This is a genomic window from Microbacterium sp. LWH11-1.2, assembly GCF_038397745.1.
Taxonomy (GTDB): domain Bacteria; phylum Actinomycetota; class Actinomycetes; order Actinomycetales; family Microbacteriaceae; genus Microbacterium.
In genome coordinates, this window is record NZ_CP151636.1 from 3,671,792 (window position 1) to 3,689,144 (window position 17,353).

Below are 17,353 nucleotides of genomic sequence, written 5' to 3' on the forward strand. Positions count from 1 at the left end.
CCGACAGAATGCCGAGGATCAGGGAAAGCGCGGGGCGGTTCCGGTCGCGCGGTCTATGATCCGGGCGACCATCTCCTCGGACGTCGTGTTCTCCCCCGGACGATTGGGCTTGCCGCTGCCGTGGTAGTCGCTCGACCCGGTGACGATGAGGTCGTGCGCGGCGGCGATCTCCCGCAGCTTCCTCTTGCCCGCCTCGGTGTTCTCCCGGTGGTCGATCTCGAACCCGCCGAGGCCTGCGGCGATGAGGCGCTCGAGGTAGGGCACCGGCATCATCAGATCACGGCCGGTGACCGGGTGAGCGATGACCGCCACTCCCCCGGCGTCCGTGATGAGTCGGACCGCCGTGAGCGGGTCCGGGGCGTAGTGGGGTTCGTAGTACCCCTCGCGCGGATGGAGGATGCCGTCGAAGGCCTCGGTGCGGTCGCGCACGATCCCGCGGGCGACCAGGGCGTCGGCGATGTGCGGGCGACCGACGGTGGCGTCGAGCGTGGTCTGGGCGACGACGTCGTCCCAGTGCAGGTCGTAGTCGCGGCCGATGTTGCGGACGATCCGCTCCGCGCGTCCGATCCGGTCGCCGCGGATGCGCTCTGTCTCGGCCAGGAGAGCCGGGTCCTCCGGATCGAAGAGGTACCCGAGCACATGCACGCTGCGCCACTCGTGCTTGGCCGACAGCTCCATCCCGGGGATGAACGTCACCCCGAGCGCGGCGGCCGCCTCCCCCGCCTCCTGCCAGCCGGTCGAGCGGTCGTGGTCGGTCAGGGCGAGCGTCCGCACGCCGTGCGCGTGCGCCTGGCGCACCACCTCCGCAGGGCTCTCCGTGCCATCGGAATGGTTGGAGTGCAGGTGCAGGTCGGCGGGACCGGCGAATCCAGAGGACGGAGTGGCCATCCTCCGAGCGTACCGAGCATGGCGGCAGGGACTTCACAGGCGGCGCTTCTAGGCTTGTCGGGATGCTTCGACTACTGGGGGTCCTGTTCACCGTGCTGCTCGCGATCGCGACGGCGATCGTGGTGTGGCCGCAGTTCTTCCACCTCGAGCAGACCTACCCGTTCGCGCAGCTCGTGTCGGCTCGCGGGCCGGTTCTGGCGGGATTCCTGATCGTGGCGGTGCTCGCTCTCCTGCTCCTGTTCGCCCGTCCGCTGCGCGGATTCGCAGCATCCGTGCTCATCGTGGCCCTGCTCGGAGCGGGAGCGATCGGCGCCATCGGAGCCGTGCGCGGCTTCGGCACGTCCGCCCTCCCGGAGAAGGGTGAGGGAAGCGTCCGCGTCCTGACCTGGAACACGGCGGGCGAGGCGGTCTCGGCCGAGCACATCGCGCAGCAGATCCTCGAGCAGGGCGCCGACATCGTGGCGCTCCCGGAGACCACACAGGCGGTCGGAGAGCAGATCGCGCTGATGCTGCGCGAGCAGGGGCACCCGATGTGGGTGCATCACGTGCAGTTCCGCCCCGACGTGCAGGACGGGCCGCAGTCCTGGCAGACGACGGTGCTGGTCGCCCCCGACCTCGGCGAGTACTCCGTGATCGAGTCGTCGAAGGACGGCACGAGCAACACGGGCTCGGTGCCGAGCGCGGTGCTCATGCCCATCGACGGCGCCGGCCCCACGATCGTCGCCGTGCATGCGGTGGCGCCGCGCATGGAGGAGATGGAGCAGTGGCGGCATGACCTGCAGTGGATCGCCGACCAGTGCCCCCAGGGCGACTTCATCCTCGCCGGCGACTTCAACGCGACCATCGATCACATGGCGCCGCTCGGCATGGACGGCGGCGACATCGGATACTGCCGCGATGTGGCATCGCGCACCGGCAACGGCATGACCGGCACGTGGCCGAGTTCGCTCCCTCCGCTCGCGGGGGCACCGATCGACCACGTCATGGTCTCGCAGAACTGGACGCCCTCGGGCTCGGTCGTGCTCGACGACGCGGGCGGAAGCGACCACCGCGCCCTCGTCGTGCAGCTGGAGCCGGCCGGCTGAGCTTCTGCGCATGCCCGCCAGATGACAGACTGGAGGGATGAGCACCGCAGAGCGCGACACGATCGCAGACGCCGCCGCAGAGATCCCCGCCGAAGTCACGACGGAGACCGTCGAGAACAGCAGCACCAACCGCAAGCAGCCGTTCCCCCAGGGCTTCCTCGACACGATCTCGACCGGCTGGGCCGAGCGACCGGAGACGCTTCCGGCTCCGCGGGCACAGGCCGCGTTCGCGGCGACGCGCCGCGCAGCGGTCTCCGCGGCCTTCCCGGGCAAGCGACTGGTGATCCCCGCCGGCTCTCTCAAGCAGCGCAGCAACGACACCGACTACGTGTTCCGCGCGCACTCGGCGTTCGCTCATCTCACCGGATGGGCGTCGGATGCCGAGCCCGACTCGATCCTCGTCTTCGAGCCGACCGATGCCGGACACGACATCACCCTCTACTTCCGCGAGCGCGCGGACCGCACCACGACCGAGTTCTACGCCGACGCCACGGTGGGCGAGTTCTGGATCGGCCCGCGCCCGTCGCTCGCCGGCGTCTCGGCCGACCTCGCCATCGAGACCGCGCACCTCGAGAAGTTCGCGCCCGCGGACGGCGAACTCGTTCTCGACGAGGATGAGGCGCTCACCCGCGTCGTCTCCGAGCTGCGCCTGATCAAGGACGAGTTCGAGATCGCCGAGATGCGCCGCGCCGTCGACATCACCGCGCAGGGCTTCAACGACATCATCCGCGAGCTGCCGCAGGCGATCGACCATGCTCGGGGAGAGCGCGTGGTCGAGGGCGTCTTCCACCGCCGCGCGCGCGAGGACGGGAACGGCGAGGGGTACGACACCATCGCGGCATCCGGCCCGCATGCGTGCTACCTGCACTGGACCCGCAACGACGGCAGCGTCGTCCCCGGCGATCTGATCCTCGTCGACGCGGGTGTGGAGGCGGACAGCCTGTACACGGCCGACATCACCCGCACACTGCCGGTGTCCGGCACGTTCACCGAGGTGCAGCGTCGCGTCTACGAGACCGTGCGCGAGGCCGCGGATGCCGCCTTCGCCGCCGCACGAGTGGGCGTGCGGTTCCGCGATGTGCACGCCGCGGCGATGACCGTGATCGCCGCGCGCACCGCCGAGTGGGGTCTGCTGCCGGTCACGGCCGAGGAGGCCCTCGACGCGGATGCCGGCGGACAGCACCGCCGGTACATGGTGCACGGCACGTCGCACCACCTCGGCATCGACGTGCACGACTGCGCGCAGGCGCGGCGGGAGATGTACTACGACGGCATCCTCGCTCCCGGCATGGTGTTCACGATCGAGCCGGGCCTCTACTTCCAGATCGACGACCTCACGGTCCCCGCGGAGCTCCGCGGCATCGGCGTGCGCATCGAGGACGACATCCTGATGACCGCCGACGGCCCCGTGAATCTCTCGGCCGGAATCCCCCGCACCGCCGACGAGGTCGAGGCCTGGATCGCCCGCGTCCAGAGCTGAGCGATCCCGGTGCACGAGAGCGAGCTGCCGCTCGACGACGATCTCGCCGAGCGGCTGATCGCCGCACGCTTCCCGGAGCTGCGCGGTCGGCCGCTGCGGCGCGTGCCCACGACCGGCACGGTGAACACCATCATGCGACTGGGCGATGAACTGGTCGCGCGGTTCCCCCTCCTCGGCGCGTCCGAGGCGGAGCTGCGCACCGAGGCCGACGCCATGGCCGAGCTGGCCGACGCCAGCCCGTTCCCCGCAGCACGTCCCTACGGGGTCGCGAACGCCTCCGACGGGTTCGCTTCGGCGTGGTCCGTGCAGACGTGGCTCGACGGCGAGGTGGCCGGGCACGATCGGCACGCGGCATCCGCTTCTCTCGCCCGCGACATCGTGACGCTCATCACGACGATGCGGAGCGTCCCGGTCGGCGGGCGCGTGTTCGACGGCGCCGGTCGCGGCGGGCATCTCCCCGATCATGACGAGTGGATCACGACGTGTCTCGCGCAGAGTGGACACCTGCTCGACACGCGTCGGGCCGCAGAGCTCTGGGCGTCGCTGCGCGTGCTGCCGGCAGCCGGGCCCGACGTCATGAGTCATCGCGACCTCACCCCGTTCAACCTCCTCGTCACCGAGCGGGACGGCGACGATCGGCTCGCCGGTGTCCTGGACGGCGGGAGCTTCGGACCGGCCGACCCGGCGCTCGACCTCGTCGCCGCGTGGCATCTGTTCGATGCCCCGCGACGCCGGATGCTGCGCGACGGTGTCGGCGCAAGCGATGGGGAGTGGCTGCGCGGAGCGGCATGGGCGTTCCAGCAGGCGATGGGCCTCGTCTGGTACTACGAGGAGTCGAATCCGCCGATGAGCGCACTGGGCATCTCGACGATGCGGCGGCTGCTGGCGGATGAAGAGCTGTCGGGGCTGGGCCGGTGAGACGGCGTCACTCCGCGACGATCTCGACCTTGAATCCTTCGGCGTTCTCCAGCCAGCCGGCGTAGTGGTCTGGTCCTCCGGCGTGCGGGTACCGATCCTGGTAGAGCGGGCGCCATCCGTTGAACGGAGCGGCAGAGATCATGGCGTCGACGTCCGCCGGGGAGCCGCCCCACAGGGCGAGGTGATTCATGCCGGGTCTGCGCCGATCGTGATCGGCCGCCGAGATGTTCGGCGACGTCGTCAGGGTCACGTATGCTCCACCGGCGTCCCAGGTCCGACCGCCCGGCCACTCCCCTGTGCACTCCAGACCGAGCGAGGTGAACAGCCAGCTCCAGCCGTCGACGACCGCATCGAGGTCCGCCACCCAGATCTCGACGTGATGGATGCCCTTCATGACTGCTCCTGCGCACTCAGCGGCGCACGAACTCCGCGACGATCGGCGCCAGAGACGCACCGATCTCGGATGCCGGGCGCTTCTGCCCCTTCACCTCGAAGGTGTGCCCTCCACCCTCGATCCAGACGACCTCCGCGTTCTGACACGTCGCGACCGCATCCTCGAACTGGGAGATCGGCTGGATGAACGGGTCGTTCGTCCCCTCCACGAACAGCTGCGGCACGGCGATGGCCGGGAGGTGCTCGATCCGCGGCTTCTCCGGCTTTCCGGGGGCATGCAGCGGATAGCCGAGGTACGCGAGCCCGTCGACGGCGAGGCCGTCGGCGACGGCCATGGACGCCATCCGTCCGCCGTAGGACTTGCCGGCCGCCCAGACGGTCGCGTCGGGGGCGGCGGCTCGGGCGAAGGCCACCACCGCATTCCAGGTCACGATCGCGTGCCTCGCCGGGCCCGGCATCCGCCTCCCCTGCTCGACGTAGGGGAAGTTGAACCGCAGGGTCGAGAAGCCCGCGTCGCCGAGCGCATCGACGAACCCGGTGAGGAACGGATGATCCTTCCCCGTGCCCGCCCCATGCGCGACGATGACCGTCACGCCGTTCTCACCCGAGGACCAGTCCGCGGAGACCGTCGTCGGTCCGGTCGGCAGCTCGACGGCGATCCGGACCATCAGGAGCGCAGGAAGGGGATCGCGAACGGCACGCGCATGACCTTGCCCGAGGACGCCCGCACCGTGCCGATGATCACGATCACGAGGTGGGCGAGCGACAGCGCGAAGTACACGGTGATCGGGATGCCGAGCGGGTAGAAGCCCGTCGTCGGCGACTGCGACGTGAGGACGAACAGCAGCACGAAGTGCAGGATGAGCAGGAGCGAGGACACCATCAGGTAGGTGAGTCCCCAGTTCCGTGCCGCCCGCGCGTTCTCGCGCGCCGTGCCGCCCGCGCGGAGAGACGATCCGCCGCTCACCGCCATCGCGATTCCGGAGGCGAGACCACCGGCGAACGGGAACGGGATGACGATCAGGAACCCGAGCACCCAGGGCAGCAGGCCACGCGGCGGCACGGCCGCCGGGTACACGGGATATCCGGGCGCCGGGTACCCGGGCGCGACGTGGCCGGGGGCGGCGTAGCCGCCCGGAGCCCCCGGTGCGGGCGGGGGCTGATACGCGGGCGGTGGCTGATACGCGGGGGCCGCCGGCGGTGCCGGAGGAGGAGGAGGCGTGAACTCACCCGGCGTCTGAGGGTCGTGCGAGGTCATCGAGTGTCGTCCCGCGGGCCTTCGACGCGGGTCGCGACACCGGGCTCATCGACGGGACCCGGTGCGGGCGTCTCGGGCGTCGTCCCCTCCGGCTGCGGTACCGGGTCGGCCGGGCGCGGCGGCACCACCGGCTCCGCAGCGGGCTCGGGCGCCGGCGCCGGAGCGCCGGCCGGGATCCGCTCCCCGTACCGGGGCGGCTCGTCGAGGTTCACCGGGGGTCGCACCGGGGCGACGTGCGCCGAGCCGAGCACCTGACGAGCCTTGGAGAGCGAGGTGGGCATCACCGTGACCTCGTAGTGGTCCGCGGCGAACTGGGTGACGCTCGCGAAGTCGCGGCGACGACGCACGATCGCGTAGGTCACGAGGCTCAGCAGCATTCCCACGGCCACGCCGATGAACACGAAGCCGACGAACAGCTGGATCGGGACCTCGGGGTTGCCCAGCACGAGGATCGCGGAGAGGAAGAGCCCGAGCAGCACGCCGTTGATGGCACCGGAGCGGGCGGCAGCGGCATAGCCGAGCTTGCCGGTCACCCTCTCGACGGTGCGAACACTCTGGCCGACGATCGCGATGTCCCGCGCGGGCACCTCCCCGGCGATCAGCTTCGAGACCGTCTTCTGCGCGCTCTCGTAGTCGCGCGTCGACGCGACGATCTCGCCGGTCTCGGTACCGTTCACAGGACGGTTCAACATGCTCATCCGGCTATTCTTCCACGCCCTGCCATCCCGGGCCCGGGGAGCGCAACCCTCACGGCGGCTCTCGGGCCCGCGCACTACGCTGGGCAGGTGAGCACACAAAGGGTTTTCGCCGCGCGCCTGGCCGGGTGCGCCGTCTTCGACCCCCTGGGCGACCGCCTCGGCAAAGTCCGCGACGTCGTCATCGTGTACCGAAGTACCGCTGCTCCTCGCGTCATCGGCCTCGTGGTCGAGATCCCGGGCCGCCGCCACGTCTTCCTCTCCATCGGGCGTGTCACATCGATCCGCGCCGGGCAGGTCATCACGACCGGTCTGATCAACGTGCGCCGGTTCTCTCCGCGCGCCGGTGAGGTCCGTGTGCTCGCCGAGCTCCTCGGCCGTCGCGTGAACCTCGTCGACGGCACGGGCACGGCCGTGATCGAGGACGTCGCGATCGAGCCGAACCGTCTCGGGGAATGGGCTGTCAGCCAACTGTTCCTCCGCCGCCCGAAGACGAGCGCCTCGCCGTTCGCGAAGGGGCCGACGACGTTCGCGGCGTGGAACGAGGTCGCCGAGCAGCACTCCCCCGGTGAGGCCCAGTCGGCCGAGCAGCTCGTCGCCTCCTATTCGGAGCTGCATGCCGCCGACCTCGCGAACACGCTGCTCGATCTTCCTCAGCAGCGCATGATCGAGGTCGCCGAGGAGCTGTCGGACGATCGGCTCGCCGACGCCCTCGAGGAGATGCCCGAAGACGAGCAGGTCCACATCCTCGATCGCCTCGGCGACGAGCGCGCCGCCGACATCCTCGACCAGATGGAGCCGGACGACGCCGCCGACCTCCTCGCCCAGCTGCCGCCCAACCGGCTCGAGCAGCTCCTCGAGCTGATGGAGCCCGAGGAGGCAGAGGACGTCAGGATGCTCCTCCGCTACGGCCCGGACACCGCCGGCGGTCTGATGACCCCGGAGCCGATCATCCTCTCGGCGGATGCGACGGTCGCCGAGGCCCTGGCGCTGATCCGTCGGCACGAGCTCCACCCGGCGCTGGCGGCAGCCGTGTTCGTGACCCTCCCGCCGTTCGAGACCCCGACCGGCCGCCTCCTCGGCATGGTGCACTTCCAGCGGATGCTGCGCTATCCGCCGCACGAACGTCTCGGCGGGATCATGGACGACAGTCTCGAGCCCGTGCCCGCGAACGCGTCCGCCGCCGAGGTCGCGCGTCTCCTGGCGAGCTACGACCTCGTCTCGCTTCCCGTCGTCGATGCCGCGCGTCGCCTCGTCGGCGCGGTCAGCATCGACGACGTGCTCGACTACCTCCTCCCGGACGACTGGCGCTCGCATGACGACGACGAGCCGACGCCGACGGCGAAGGAGGTGCGCTGATGGCACGTTCGCCCCGCCTCGACGCGCCCCTCGGTCGGGGCACCACACGCGCCCGCCCCACCTCACGCGACCGCTTCGGCCGGTTCACCGAATGGGTCGCCCGGGCGATGGGGACCCCCGCGTTCCTGCTGATGCTCACGCTGTTCTGCGTGGCCTGGATCCTCTGGAACACCCTGACGCCCGATCATCTGCGATTCGACGATGCGGCACTGGGCTTCACCGCGCTCACCCTCATGCTCTCTCTGCAGGCCTCGTACGCCGCGCCACTGATCCTGCTCGCGCAGAACCGCCAGGACGACCGCGACCGGGTGCAGATCGAGCAGGACCGTCAGCGCGCGGAGCGGAACCTCGCCGACACCGAGTACCTCGCGCGCGAGATCGTCGCGCTGCGCATGGCGCTCGAAGAGCGCAACACGCAGCTCGTCACCCGCGATGTCCTGCGCAACGAGCTGAAGGCGCTGCTCGCGGAGCTCGGCTCCGACGAGAAACACGATGAGAAGCACGACGACAGGCACGACGCCGAGAAGCGCTCCGGCGGCGGCGGCTCATGACGGCGGCCGACAGAGTCCGCGCGGCCGTGGCCGCGGTCACGGATCCGGAGCTGCGCCGCCCGATCGGCGACCTCGACATGGTCCGCGAGATCGAGGTCGACGGCGACCGGGCGCTGGTCGGGATCGTGCTCACGATCGTCGGCTGTCCCGCCGCCGCACGCATCGAATCGGATGTGCGGGAGGCCGCGGCATCCGTTCCCGGCATCGCCGCCGTCGACGTCTCGGTGGGCGTGATGACTCCGGCCGAGCGCAAGGCGCTGACCGAGAAGCTCCGCGACGGACGCCCGGCGAGGCAGATGCCCTTCGGCCCCGAATCGCTCACCCGGGTCATCCTCGTCTCCAGCGGCAAGGGCGGTGTGGGCAAGTCGACGGTCACCGCGAACCTCGCCGTCGCCCTCGCCGATCAGGGCCTGTCCGTCGGGCTCGTGGACGCCGACGTGCACGGCTTCTCGATCCCCGGTCTCCTCGGCATCGCGGCGGGAACCCAGCCGACGCGCATCGACGATCTCATGCTCCCTCCGGTCGCGCACGGCGTGAAGACGATCTCTATCGGCATGTTCCTCCGCGACGGCGAGGCCGTGGTCGCCTGGCGAGGGCCCATGCTGCACCGCACGGTCTCGCAGTTCCTCACGGACGTGTTCTTCGGCGATCTCGACATCCTCCTGATCGACATGCCCCCGGGTACCGGCGACATCGCCATCTCGATCGGACAGCTGCTGCCTCACGCGGAGGTCCTCGTGGTGACGACGCCGCAGGCCGCGGCATCCGACGTCGCCATCCGCAGCGGCCTCGTGGCGCGGCAGACCGGGCAGCGCGTGATCGGGGTCGTCGAGAACATGGCCGCGTACACCCTCCCCGACGGCACCGTCGTCGACCTGTTCGGGTCGGGCGGCGGCGCGGCCGTGGCCGCAGCACTGTCCGAGGGCGGCGACGACGTGGCGCTGCTGGCGTCGATCCCGTTGAGTCCGGCGCTGCGCGAAGGCGGCGACGTCGGCATCCCGATCGTCACGACGGAGTCGACGGATGCCGCCGCCACCACGATCCGCGCGCTCGCGCGCTCCCTCGCCGGTCAGGGTCGCGGTCTCGCCGGACGATCGCTGCCGATGTCGATCGGCTGAGCCGCCGACGGCCCGAGGGCCCCGTGGGAGAATGGGACGATGCCCCCTCGTTCCCTCACGATCGATGAGAGCCTGCTCCGACGGATGGCGCGCGATGCCGCCGTCTACTCGCTCACACGCCCGGTCGCGATCATCATGTGGGTGGCACTCGCCGCGGCCCTCGGCATCAGCATCCTCAACCTGTCGGGGCTGGTCGCCGCCGGCGAGGACGACGGCGGTCTCGCCGCGTGGATGCCGCCGCTGGTGATCGCCCTCGCCGTCATCGCGATCGTCATGTCCGTCTCGAGCGCCCGTCACGCCGTGCGCGCCGCGATGCCGCCGGCGACGCTCGTCTGGGTCTCGCTGGAGGACGAGGTGCTGCAGGTGGGCAGCGGCGACCGCCGCTCGACCATCGCCTACAGCACGTTCCAGGGCGTCAGGGTGGGCGCGGACGCCGTGCTGCTGAAGCTGCGCGACGCCTCTGTCGCGACGGCGATCCCGCGCGCGCTGCTGAGCGACGAGGACGTCGCCACGCTCCGCGCGAAGATCGCCTAGGCAGCCATGCCCTCCGCACGACGCCTGGTCCGGCGTGACGCCCCGACGCGGATCAGCACGATGATCGTCACCGCGACCGCGAACGGCGGCAGGAAGACCGCCCCGAACGACAGCATCGTCCCGATCGGGTAGTCGGCGCCGCCTCCGCGGCCGAGTCCGATGCTCCCGCCGCCGAACGAGTCGCCTGCGATCAGGAACGCGCCGTCGTAGATGTCGAGCGAATCCGCGCACCGGACCTCGTGTGGCCCCGCGGCCGGTGCGGTGAACTGCGCGGTCTGCTCGAATCCCGGCTTCGGCGTCATCCACCAGAGGGTGCTGCTCCAGTCGAGCGCCGGCGCCCCGCGCTGCGCGACGGGCTCGCCACCGGGGGCGACGACGACGCACTCCAGGGTTCCGAGGTTCGCGGAGATCCCCTGCGCCCAGATGCCCGCGCGCTCATCCGCATCGAGATCGACGACGATCGCGTCGCCGAGCGGCTGAGGCTCTGCGCGGTCGACGGAGGCGACGATCGGCAGGACCCAGAGGATCCAGATCAGCGCGCCGCCGACGGCGCCGAGCACCGCGGCGACCACCGCGAGGCGAAGTCGGGCTGCGGGGCGAAGGTGCGACCCCGCAGGGCTCACGTGGCTTCGGGGTCGTACGGCGGCCGGTTCTCGGCGCTGAACGTCTGCGGCGCACGCGGTGCGACGGGCTCGGCGATGGTGGCTCGCGCCTTCGTCGCGGTCGCGGGCTGCGGCTCCTCCATCAGCGCATCGCGGATGATCCGGCGCGGGTCGTACTGTCGCGGGTCGAGCTTGCGCCAGTCGACGTCGTCGAGCTCGGGACCCATCTCCTGACGCATCTTCGACTTCGTGTCGCGGACGTACTCGCCGACCTTGCGGACCATGCGGGCGAATCCCTCTGCGGCCCGCGGAAGACGCTCAGGGCCGATGATGAGCACCGCGATGAGGCCGATCAGCAGCAGCTTCTCGAAAGTGAGCCCGAACGTCATCTGTACAGGCTACCGCCGCGCCTGCACTCCCCGCGCACACCGAGCGAATACGCTGAGATCGATCACAGTGCAAGCACGGAAAGGCAGGCCATGAGCGAGCACGAAGCGAACGCGCGTTTCCTTCGCGAGTCCATCATCGAGCCGGATGCCATCGCGCGCGCCCGGGCCCATGCGGTCGAACTGGGAGCGGCGCCCGTCAGCGCCGTCGTCGGATCGCAGATCGCCGTGATCGCCGCCGCGACCGCCGCCCGCTCGATCGTCGAGATCGGCACGGGAGCCGGCGTCTCGGGACTGTGGCTGCTGCGCGGAGCGCCGCAGGCCGTGCTGACCTCGATCGACAACGAGCCGGAGCATCTCGCCGCCGCCCGCCAGGCATTCTCCGATGCGAGAGTGCCCTCGACGAAGGCCCGCTTCATCACCGGACGGGCCGCCGATGTGCTTCCCCGCATGAACGAGGCCTCCTACGACATCGTGCTCGTCGACGCCGACCCCGAGAACGTCATCGAGTATGTCGAGCACGGCCTGCGCCTCGCCCGCGCCGGCGGCATCGTGCTCGTTCCGCGCGTGCTCGGCGGCGGCCGCGTCGCCGATCCCGTGCAGCGCGACGAGATCACTGCGGCGTACCGCTCGCTCGTGCAGGAGACGCAGGAATCGTCGGCCGTGCTGGCGACCGTCTCCCCCGCCGGCGAAGGGCTCCTTCAGCTGGTCAGCATCGCCGATCGCGCCTGACTCTCGTTCCGGACGACAGCCACCCGGAACAGGAAAGAGGGCGACGGATCCGGAGATCCATCGCCCTCGCAGACCCGCATCGCGGATCCGGGGTCAATCAGGCCGGTGCCACGACGGCGGCCAGCACGTCGTGAAGTTCCTTGGCCTCGGCGTCGTTCACGGAGACGACCAGACGGCCGCCACCTTCGAGCGGAACGCGCACGATGATGAGTCGCCCTTCTTTCACGGCCTCCATGGGTCCGTCTCCGGTCCTCGGCTTCATCGCTGCCATCGTGGCTCCTTTTCCTCGGTGGTATGGAATGAGTTTATCGGGTGTCACCGGGGCCTGGACGTCACCTGTGAAGAAAAGCGACGAGCGTTCACTCTCAGGGCACCTGCCAGAACGTGTTCCCGAGGGCGTACATCGGGAGTATCCAGGCCCACTGACCGACCAGACAGAGCACCAGGACACCGACTCGCCACCACCGTGATCGCGGCACAGCCAACGCTCCCCACATCGGGCTCAGCGGGAGCAGCAGCCGGAAGGTGCTCGACTGCGGGAAGAACACCGCGAGCAGATACAGCAGATAGCTCGCGCTCCACAGTCGCAGGTCCGTCCCCAGGGCGCGCACCTGCGGGAGGTACAGCAGCGCGGCTCCGGCGGCCACGACCAGGAGCGCCAGTGCCACCGGCCCCGCCCACGCCGGCAGACCCCACAGCCCGAACCAGAACTGGGACGCCTGCACCCACCCCTCGAACGGCACGAATCCCTCGACGCCGCCGGCGATCCAGTGCCGCCGCCACGCGAGCTCCGTGGCGAGATAGGCGCCCGGATCGCCCGTGACCATGCCGGCGAGAAGCTGCCAGGCGAAGCCGGTCGCGGTCGCGAGAGCGCCCAGGGCGACGATGTGCGCGATCTCGACACCGGTGAGGGGATCGTCGCGGCGTCGTACCCACCGGACGATGCCGTGCAGTCCGATGTAGAGCGCGAAGGCGAGGATTCCCGGCCGGGTGAAGGCCATCACCGGGATGAGCACATAGAGCCACGCGTATCGCCGACGGGTCATCGCGTCGAGCGCCAGGAAGAGCAGCAGGAGGAACAGCGTCTCTGCGTAACCCACCTGGAACATCGCGGCGAGGGGACCTGCGGCGAAGAACACCACGGCCCAGGTCGCGGCGGAGGCCCCGATGCGATCGCGCAGCAGGCGGTGCAGCGCCAGACAGGCGAGGTACCCGGCGACGAAGGAAAGCAGGAACGCTCCGGCGCCCCACGAGCCGAACACGAAGCCGAGTGCCTTCGCCGCATATGCGAACACCGGCATGAACGCCCAGGCGTTCTCCGCGACGTCGCCGGAATCGGTCAGCGGCAGTTCGGCCGGGTACCCGCTCTCGGCGACCAGCCAGTACCACTGCGCGTCCCAGCCGAGCACGAAGTCGATGAGTCCGGCATCCGCTCCGAAGCGCGACAGCGACGTCGAGATCGAAGCCGCCGCGAGGAAGAATCCCGTGGTGACGACACGTGCGACGAGATAGATCACCGCGATGCGCAGGGCGAGGGGCGCCTGCGCCCAGCGACGGGCCGCGCTCAGTGCGAGGTGAGCCATGCGCGCAGGCCCCGCTCCACGGCGTCGATCTGCGCCAGAGGCACGCGCTCCTCGTCGTGGTGGGCCAGGTGGGGATCGCCGGGGCCGTAGTTCACCGCCGGGATGCCGAGCGCCGAGAAGCGCGCGACATCGGTCCAGCCGTACTTCGGTCGTGGCTCCGCGCCCACGGCCGCGACGAACTGCTGCGCGATCGGGGCGTCCAGCCCGGGGCGGGCTCCCTCTGCAGCATCCGTGATCTCGACGTCGAACCCGGCGAGCACGCCGCGCACGTGCGCCTCGGCGTCGGCCGCCGACTTGCTCGGAGCGAAACGGTAGTTCACCTCGACCTCGCACGCGTCGGGGATCACGTTCCCGGCGACACCGCCGGCGATGCGCACGGCGCTCAGGCTCTCGCGGTACAGGAGCCCGTCGACGGGCACCTCCTTGGCCCGGTACTCGGCCAGACGGGTGAGGATGGGCGCGGCGCGGTGGATCGCGTTCTCGCCGATCCACGCGCGTGCCGCGTGCGCCCGCACGCCGGTGGTGCGGACGATCGCGCGGAGCGTGCCGTTGCATCCGCCCTCGACCTCGCCGTTGGACGGCTCGCCCAGGATGGCGAAGTCCGCCTGGAACAGGTCGGGGCGCACGGCCGCGAGGAGCCCGAGACCGTTCTTCGAGGCCTCGACCTCCTCGTTGTCGTACCACATCCAGGTGACGTCGATCGCGGGCTCGGCGAGCTCGGCGGCGAGCTTGAGCTGCACCGCCGTCCCGGCCTTCATGTCGACCGTGCCGCGCCCCCAGAGGAAGGGGACCCCGTCGATCTCGATGTCCTTCGTGGGCACATTCTCGTTGATCGGCACGGTGTCGATGTGCCCGGCGATCGCGACGCGCTGAGCGCGGCCGAGGTTCGTGCGCGCGACGATCGTGTTGCCGTGGCGGATCACCTCCAGATGCGCGAGGGGAGCGACGGCCGCCTCGATCGCGTCCGCGAGGGCCTTCTCATCGCCCGAGACACTCGGGATGTCGCAGAGTGCGCGGGTGAGTTCCACGGAGGACGCGGTCAGATCGAGCAGCATGTCCACCAGCCTACTTACACCGTCATGTGCGACGTGGTCGATCGGCGGGCGCGATAGCGTGGAAGCATGAGTGAATCGCGCAGCGTGTGGGGCATCGGACTGACCACGATCGCCGGAGACGGCACGGTGCTCGACGCGTGGTACCCCGAGGTCGGCGTCGGATCGCCGACGGCCGGCGATGCCGCCGCCGCAGCGGCCACCTGGGAGGCGCTCACCGGCCCGGATGACCGCCGCAACGTCACGGTCGAGGTCGTCCAGCTCCAGATCGACCTCGACGCCCCGCCTGCCTCCACGTCTGACGCCTATCTGCGCCTGCACGCGCTCTCGCACCTGGTCGTGCGACCGAACGAGCTCAACCTCGACGGCATCTTCGGCCACCTGCCGAACGTGGCGTGGACGAACGCCGGCCCCGTGCACCCCGCGGACGCCGCCCGCCTGCGTCCGTTGCTGCAGCGCGCCGGCATCCAGGTGCAGGGACTCGACAAGTTCCCGCGCCTGACCGACTACGTGCAGCCCGCCGGTGTGCGGATCGCCGACGCGTCGCGAGTGCGCCTCGGAGCGTACCTCTCCCCCGGCACGACCGTCATGCACGAGGGCTTCGTGAACTTCAACGCCGGCACGCTGGGCGCGTCGATGGTCGAGGGACGCATCTCCCAGGGCGTCGTCGTCGGCGACGGCAGCGACATCGGAGGCGGCTCGTCGATCATGGGCACGCTGTCCGGTGGCGGCACGCACCGCGTCTCGATCGGGTCGAGGACCCTTCTCGGCGCGAACGCGGGGATCGGCATCTCGCTCGGAGACGACTGCGTCGTCGAGGCGGGGCTCTACGTCACGGCCGGAACGAAGATCGTGCTCGTCGACGGCCCGCAGACCGCTGACGGCGGTCGCGTCATGGTCAAGGGCGTCGAGCTCTCCGGCCAGGACGGGCTCCTGTTCCGCCGCAACTCGCTCAGCGGCGCGGTCGAGGCCGTGCGCCGCGCCGGCATCGGCGTGACCCTGAACGAGGCGCTGCACGCCTGATCCCTGACCCGTCCGACGGCGTCCGCCGGGCGTGGCGGGCCGGCACACAGGTTGTGCGTGATAGTGTCGGCATGACGCTCCTCGCAGTGCGAGACGTCTGCGTCGTCGACACGCTCCCGCGCCACTTGCCTGGTTCTGGCCATTTCGAACGGCGAAACGATGCGCGATCCCGCGCCGTCGCCCACCTTCCGCACCCGGCCCAGATGGTTCGCGCGTGCACTCTCGGAGATATACCCCTATGACTTCCTTCCTCGATCTCGGCGTGCCCGCCGACCTCGCCGCCGTCCTCTCGAAGGACGGCAAGACCGAGGCGTTCGCGATTCAGCGCGACACGCTTCCCGACTCCCTCGCCGGCCGCGACCTGCTCGGCCGCGGCCGCACCGGCAGCGGCAAGACGATCGCCTTCGCACTCCCCCTCGTCTCCCGCCTCGCCGCCTCGTCGCGCACGAGCCGCCCCGGCCACCCGCGTGGTCTCGTGCTCGCTCCGACCCGCGAGCTCGCCACCCAGATCGCCGCGACCATCGCGCCGCTCGCGGCAGCCAAGGGCCTGCGCGTCACCACCGTGTTCGGCGGCGTCAGCCAGCGCCCGCAGGAGCAGGCCATGCGCAGCGGCGTCGACATCGTCGTCGCGTGCCCCGGCCGTCTCGAAGACCTCATGAAGCAGCGCGTCGTGCAGCTCGACGCGGTCGAGGTCACCGTTCTCGACGAGGCCGACCACATGGCCGACCTCGGCTTCCTGCCGGGTGTCACCCGCATCCTCACCGCGACCCCGGCCGGCGGTCAGCGCCTGCTGTTCAGCGCGACCCTCGACCGCGGCATCGACACTCTCGCCCGTCGCTTCCTCTCGAACGCCGTGAGCCATGAGGTCGACGAGGAGAGCGTGCCCGTGGGCGAGATGACCCACCGTGTGCTGGTCGTCGACTCGACGGACAACAAGACCGCTCTCGTGCGCGACCTCGCCTCCGGCACGGGTCGCCGCATCCTCTTCACGCGGACGAAGCACCAGGCGAAGAAGCTCGCCAAGCAGCTCACCGCCGCCGGCATCCCCGCGGTCGACCTGCACGGCAACCTGTCGCAGAACGCGCGCGAGCGCAACCTCAGCGCCTTCTCGACCGCTCCCGACGAGGGTGGCGTGCGCGTGCTCGTCGCGACCGACGTCGCCGCCCGCGGCGTGCACGTCGACAACGTCGACCTGGTCGTCCACGTCGACCCGCCCGTCGAGCACAAGGCGTACCTGCACCGCTCCGGTCGCACCGCTCGCGCCGGCGCCGCCGGAACCGTCGTCACGGTCGTGCTCCCCGAGCAGCGTCGCGACGTCAAGGACCTGCTGCGCAAGGCCGCGATCGACGCACCGCTCGAGAACGCGACGCAGGATGCCATCACCGGTCTCGTGCCCGAGCGCGCGGCTCACGTGCGTCCGGCTCCCGTCCAGGCGCAGCAGCCGCAGCGTCAGGCCAAGCAGCGTCCGGCCGGCGGAGAGCGTGCCGGCGCCTCCACGCCCCCGGCACGTCGCCGTCGTCCCCGCTCCGGCCAGGGCGGACAGGGCCAGGGCGGCCAGGCCCGTCAGGGCGGCGCCTCGCGCCAGGGCCAGGGCGGTCGCGGCTACCAGGGACGCTGAGTCTCCCCCACCTGATCCGCTCGCAGATCAGGTGACGCGAAAGGTCGCCGCGCATTCGCGCGGCGACCTTCTGCGTCC

General features: G+C 70.7%; 20 protein-coding genes. 10 read left to right on the top strand and 10 right to left on the bottom strand.

Translation table 11 applies throughout. From position 1 onward, the window contains the following. Positions 1 to 18 precede the first annotated feature (18 nt). Positions 19 to 888: a PHP domain-containing protein gene (locus MRBLWH11_RS17950; RefSeq protein ID WP_116636544.1), complete on the bottom strand. Its 870-nt coding sequence runs from the start codon at positions 886 to 888 to the stop codon at positions 19 to 21. 62 nt (positions 889 to 950) lie between these two features. Here MRBLWH11_RS17950 and MRBLWH11_RS17955 point away from each other — a divergent pair, with 62 nt between their 5' ends. The 3 genes from MRBLWH11_RS17955 to MRBLWH11_RS17965 are packed head-to-tail and all read left to right on the top strand — an operon-like array spanning position 951 to position 4,371. Then, positions 951 to 1,973 carry an endonuclease/exonuclease/phosphatase family protein gene (locus MRBLWH11_RS17955; RefSeq protein ID WP_341945798.1) on the top strand — a complete coding sequence of 341 codons (1,023 nt, stop codon included), beginning with the start codon at positions 951 to 953 and terminating at the stop codon, positions 1,971 to 1,973. A gap of 37 nt (positions 1,974 to 2,010) precedes the next feature. Beyond that, complete coding sequence (locus MRBLWH11_RS17960; RefSeq protein WP_341945799.1) at positions 2,011 to 3,453, top strand: aminopeptidase P family protein; 1,443 nt, start codon at positions 2,011 to 2,013, stop codon at positions 3,451 to 3,453. A gap of 9 nt (positions 3,454 to 3,462) precedes the next feature. Next, positions 3,463 to 4,371: a phosphotransferase gene (locus tag MRBLWH11_RS17965; RefSeq protein ID WP_341945800.1), complete on the top strand. Its 909-nt coding sequence runs from the start codon at positions 3,463 to 3,465 to the stop codon at positions 4,369 to 4,371. Between the two features lie 7 nt (positions 4,372 to 4,378). Here MRBLWH11_RS17965 and MRBLWH11_RS17970 read toward each other — a convergent pair whose 3' ends face one another. Genes MRBLWH11_RS17970 through MRBLWH11_RS17985 form a run of 4 tightly spaced genes read right to left on the bottom strand, consistent with a single transcriptional unit; the run spans position 4,379 to position 6,720 of the window. Next, on the bottom strand, positions 4,379 to 4,765 hold the full coding sequence (locus MRBLWH11_RS17970) for a VOC family protein (protein ID WP_341945801.1): 387 nt from the start codon (positions 4,763 to 4,765) through the stop codon (positions 4,379 to 4,381). Positions 4,766 to 4,781: 16 nt separating this feature from the next. Then, the gene (locus MRBLWH11_RS17975; RefSeq protein ID WP_341945802.1) at positions 4,782 to 5,432 is read right to left on the bottom strand and encodes an alpha/beta family hydrolase; all 651 of its coding nucleotides are present in this window, start codon (positions 5,430 to 5,432) and stop codon (positions 4,782 to 4,784) included. Next, positions 5,432 to 6,022: a DUF4870 domain-containing protein gene (locus MRBLWH11_RS17980; protein ID WP_341945803.1), complete on the bottom strand. Its 591-nt coding sequence runs from the start codon at positions 6,020 to 6,022 to the stop codon at positions 5,432 to 5,434. The genes MRBLWH11_RS17975 and MRBLWH11_RS17980 overlap by 1 nt, the downstream gene beginning before the upstream one ends. Then, positions 6,019 to 6,720, bottom strand: coding sequence for a general stress protein (locus MRBLWH11_RS17985; protein WP_341945804.1), 702 nt, complete (start codon positions 6,718 to 6,720; stop codon positions 6,019 to 6,021). Before MRBLWH11_RS17985 ends, MRBLWH11_RS17980 begins: the two co-directional genes overlap by 4 nt. A gap of 87 nt (positions 6,721 to 6,807) precedes the next feature. Between MRBLWH11_RS17985 and MRBLWH11_RS17990 the strand changes: the two genes are divergently transcribed. From MRBLWH11_RS17990 to MRBLWH11_RS18005, 4 genes are read left to right on the top strand one after another with little or no spacing between them, the layout of a single operon-like run. Continuing rightward, positions 6,808 to 8,076 carry a CBS domain-containing protein gene (locus MRBLWH11_RS17990; RefSeq protein ID WP_116636552.1) on the top strand — a complete coding sequence of 423 codons (1,269 nt, stop codon included), beginning with the start codon at positions 6,808 to 6,810 and terminating at the stop codon, positions 8,074 to 8,076. Next, on the top strand, positions 8,076 to 8,627 hold the full coding sequence (locus MRBLWH11_RS17995) for a DUF1003 domain-containing protein (protein WP_341945805.1): 552 nt from the start codon (positions 8,076 to 8,078) through the stop codon (positions 8,625 to 8,627). Before MRBLWH11_RS17990 ends, MRBLWH11_RS17995 begins: the two co-directional genes overlap by 1 nt. Continuing rightward, positions 8,624 to 9,745 carry an Mrp/NBP35 family ATP-binding protein gene (locus MRBLWH11_RS18000; RefSeq protein ID WP_341945806.1) on the top strand — a complete coding sequence of 374 codons (1,122 nt, stop codon included), beginning with the start codon at positions 8,624 to 8,626 and terminating at the stop codon, positions 9,743 to 9,745. The genes MRBLWH11_RS17995 and MRBLWH11_RS18000 overlap by 4 nt, the downstream gene beginning before the upstream one ends. 39 nt (positions 9,746 to 9,784) lie before the next feature. Then, positions 9,785 to 10,279, top strand: coding sequence for a YcxB family protein (locus MRBLWH11_RS18005; protein WP_116636555.1), 495 nt, complete (start codon positions 9,785 to 9,787; stop codon positions 10,277 to 10,279). Here MRBLWH11_RS18005 and MRBLWH11_RS18010 read toward each other — a convergent pair. Both MRBLWH11_RS18010 and MRBLWH11_RS18015 read right to left on the bottom strand, forming a co-directional pair. Then, positions 10,276 to 10,902: a hypothetical protein gene (locus tag MRBLWH11_RS18010; protein ID WP_341945807.1), complete on the bottom strand. Its 627-nt coding sequence runs from the start codon at positions 10,900 to 10,902 to the stop codon at positions 10,276 to 10,278. The two genes, MRBLWH11_RS18005 and MRBLWH11_RS18010, sit on opposite strands and share 4 nt — an antisense overlap. Then, entirely contained in the window at positions 10,899 to 11,270 is a 372-nt protein-coding gene (locus tag MRBLWH11_RS18015) for a twin-arginine translocase TatA/TatE family subunit (protein WP_116636557.1), read from the bottom strand. Before MRBLWH11_RS18015 ends, MRBLWH11_RS18010 begins: the two co-directional genes overlap by 4 nt. Before the next feature lie 90 nt (positions 11,271 to 11,360). Here MRBLWH11_RS18015 and MRBLWH11_RS18020 point away from each other — a divergent pair, with 90 nt between their 5' ends. Further along, positions 11,361 to 11,999 carry a class I SAM-dependent methyltransferase gene (locus tag MRBLWH11_RS18020; protein WP_341945808.1) on the top strand — a complete coding sequence of 213 codons (639 nt, stop codon included), beginning with the start codon at positions 11,361 to 11,363 and terminating at the stop codon, positions 11,997 to 11,999. 97 nt (positions 12,000 to 12,096) lie between these two features. Here the strand turns inward: MRBLWH11_RS18020 and MRBLWH11_RS18025 are convergent, their stop codons facing one another. From MRBLWH11_RS18025 to dapE, 3 genes are all read right to left on the bottom strand, one after another. Next, entirely contained in the window at positions 12,097 to 12,270 is a 174-nt protein-coding gene (locus MRBLWH11_RS18025; RefSeq protein ID WP_017203323.1) for a DUF3117 domain-containing protein, read from the bottom strand. A 94-nt stretch (positions 12,271 to 12,364) separates the two neighbouring features. Then, positions 12,365 to 13,582 carry a hypothetical protein gene (locus MRBLWH11_RS18030; RefSeq protein ID WP_341945809.1) on the bottom strand — a complete coding sequence of 406 codons (1,218 nt, stop codon included), beginning with the start codon at positions 13,580 to 13,582 and terminating at the stop codon, positions 12,365 to 12,367. Continuing rightward, on the bottom strand, positions 13,564 to 14,637 hold the full coding sequence (dapE, locus tag MRBLWH11_RS18035) for a succinyl-diaminopimelate desuccinylase (protein ID WP_116636631.1): 1,074 nt from the start codon (positions 14,635 to 14,637) through the stop codon (positions 13,564 to 13,566). Before dapE ends, MRBLWH11_RS18030 begins: the two co-directional genes overlap by 19 nt. Before the next feature lie 66 nt (positions 14,638 to 14,703). On the opposite strand from dapE, the gene dapD reads away from it, so the two are divergent. Both dapD and MRBLWH11_RS18045 read left to right on the top strand, forming a co-directional pair. Continuing rightward, positions 14,704 to 15,657 carry a 2,3,4,5-tetrahydropyridine-2,6-dicarboxylate N-succinyltransferase gene (gene dapD, locus MRBLWH11_RS18040; protein WP_341945810.1) on the top strand — a complete coding sequence of 318 codons (954 nt, stop codon included), beginning with the start codon at positions 14,704 to 14,706 and terminating at the stop codon, positions 15,655 to 15,657. A gap of 238 nt (positions 15,658 to 15,895) precedes the next feature. Beyond that, positions 15,896 to 17,275 (top strand): DEAD/DEAH box helicase, encoded by a 1,380-nt coding sequence (locus MRBLWH11_RS18045; RefSeq protein ID WP_341945811.1) that lies wholly within the window; start codon positions 15,896 to 15,898, stop codon positions 17,273 to 17,275. The last annotated feature ends 78 nt before the right edge of the window (positions 17,276 to 17,353 follow it).

Coding starts and splice junctions, on each gene's coding strand:
- MRBLWH11_RS17950 (WP_116636544.1), bottom strand. CDS start 888: ATGGCCACTCCGTCCTCTGGATTCGCCGGTCCCGCCGACCTGCACCTG.
- MRBLWH11_RS17955 (WP_341945798.1), top strand. CDS start 951: ATGCTTCGACTACTGGGGGTCCTGTTCACCGTGCTGCTCGCGATCGCG.
- MRBLWH11_RS17960 (WP_341945799.1), top strand. CDS start 2,011: ATGAGCACCGCAGAGCGCGACACGATCGCAGACGCCGCCGCAGAGATC.
- MRBLWH11_RS17970 (WP_341945801.1), bottom strand. CDS start 4,765: ATGAAGGGCATCCATCACGTCGAGATCTGGGTGGCGGACCTCGATGCG.
- MRBLWH11_RS17975 (WP_341945802.1), bottom strand. CDS start 5,432: ATGGTCCGGATCGCCGTCGAGCTGCCGACCGGACCGACGACGGTCTCC.
- MRBLWH11_RS17980 (WP_341945803.1), bottom strand. CDS start 6,022: ATGACCTCGCACGACCCTCAGACGCCGGGTGAGTTCACGCCTCCTCCT.
- MRBLWH11_RS17985 (WP_341945804.1), bottom strand. CDS start 6,720: ATGAGCATGTTGAACCGTCCTGTGAACGGTACCGAGACCGGCGAGATC.
- MRBLWH11_RS17995 (WP_341945805.1), top strand. CDS start 8,076: ATGGCACGTTCGCCCCGCCTCGACGCGCCCCTCGGTCGGGGCACCACA.
- MRBLWH11_RS18000 (WP_341945806.1), top strand. CDS start 8,624: ATGACGGCGGCCGACAGAGTCCGCGCGGCCGTGGCCGCGGTCACGGAT.
- MRBLWH11_RS18005 (WP_116636555.1), top strand. CDS start 9,785: ATGCCCCCTCGTTCCCTCACGATCGATGAGAGCCTGCTCCGACGGATG.
- MRBLWH11_RS18015 (WP_116636557.1), bottom strand. CDS start 11,270: ATGACGTTCGGGCTCACTTTCGAGAAGCTGCTGCTGATCGGCCTCATC.
- MRBLWH11_RS18020 (WP_341945808.1), top strand. CDS start 11,361: ATGAGCGAGCACGAAGCGAACGCGCGTTTCCTTCGCGAGTCCATCATC.
- MRBLWH11_RS18025 (WP_017203323.1), bottom strand. CDS start 12,270: ATGGCAGCGATGAAGCCGAGGACCGGAGACGGACCCATGGAGGCCGTG.
- MRBLWH11_RS18030 (WP_341945809.1), bottom strand. CDS start 13,582: ATGGCTCACCTCGCACTGAGCGCGGCCCGTCGCTGGGCGCAGGCGCCC.
- dapE (WP_116636631.1), bottom strand. CDS start 14,637: ATGCTGCTCGATCTGACCGCGTCCTCCGTGGAACTCACCCGCGCACTC.
- dapD (WP_341945810.1), top strand. CDS start 14,704: ATGAGTGAATCGCGCAGCGTGTGGGGCATCGGACTGACCACGATCGCC.
- MRBLWH11_RS18045 (WP_341945811.1), top strand. CDS start 15,896: ATGACTTCCTTCCTCGATCTCGGCGTGCCCGCCGACCTCGCCGCCGTC.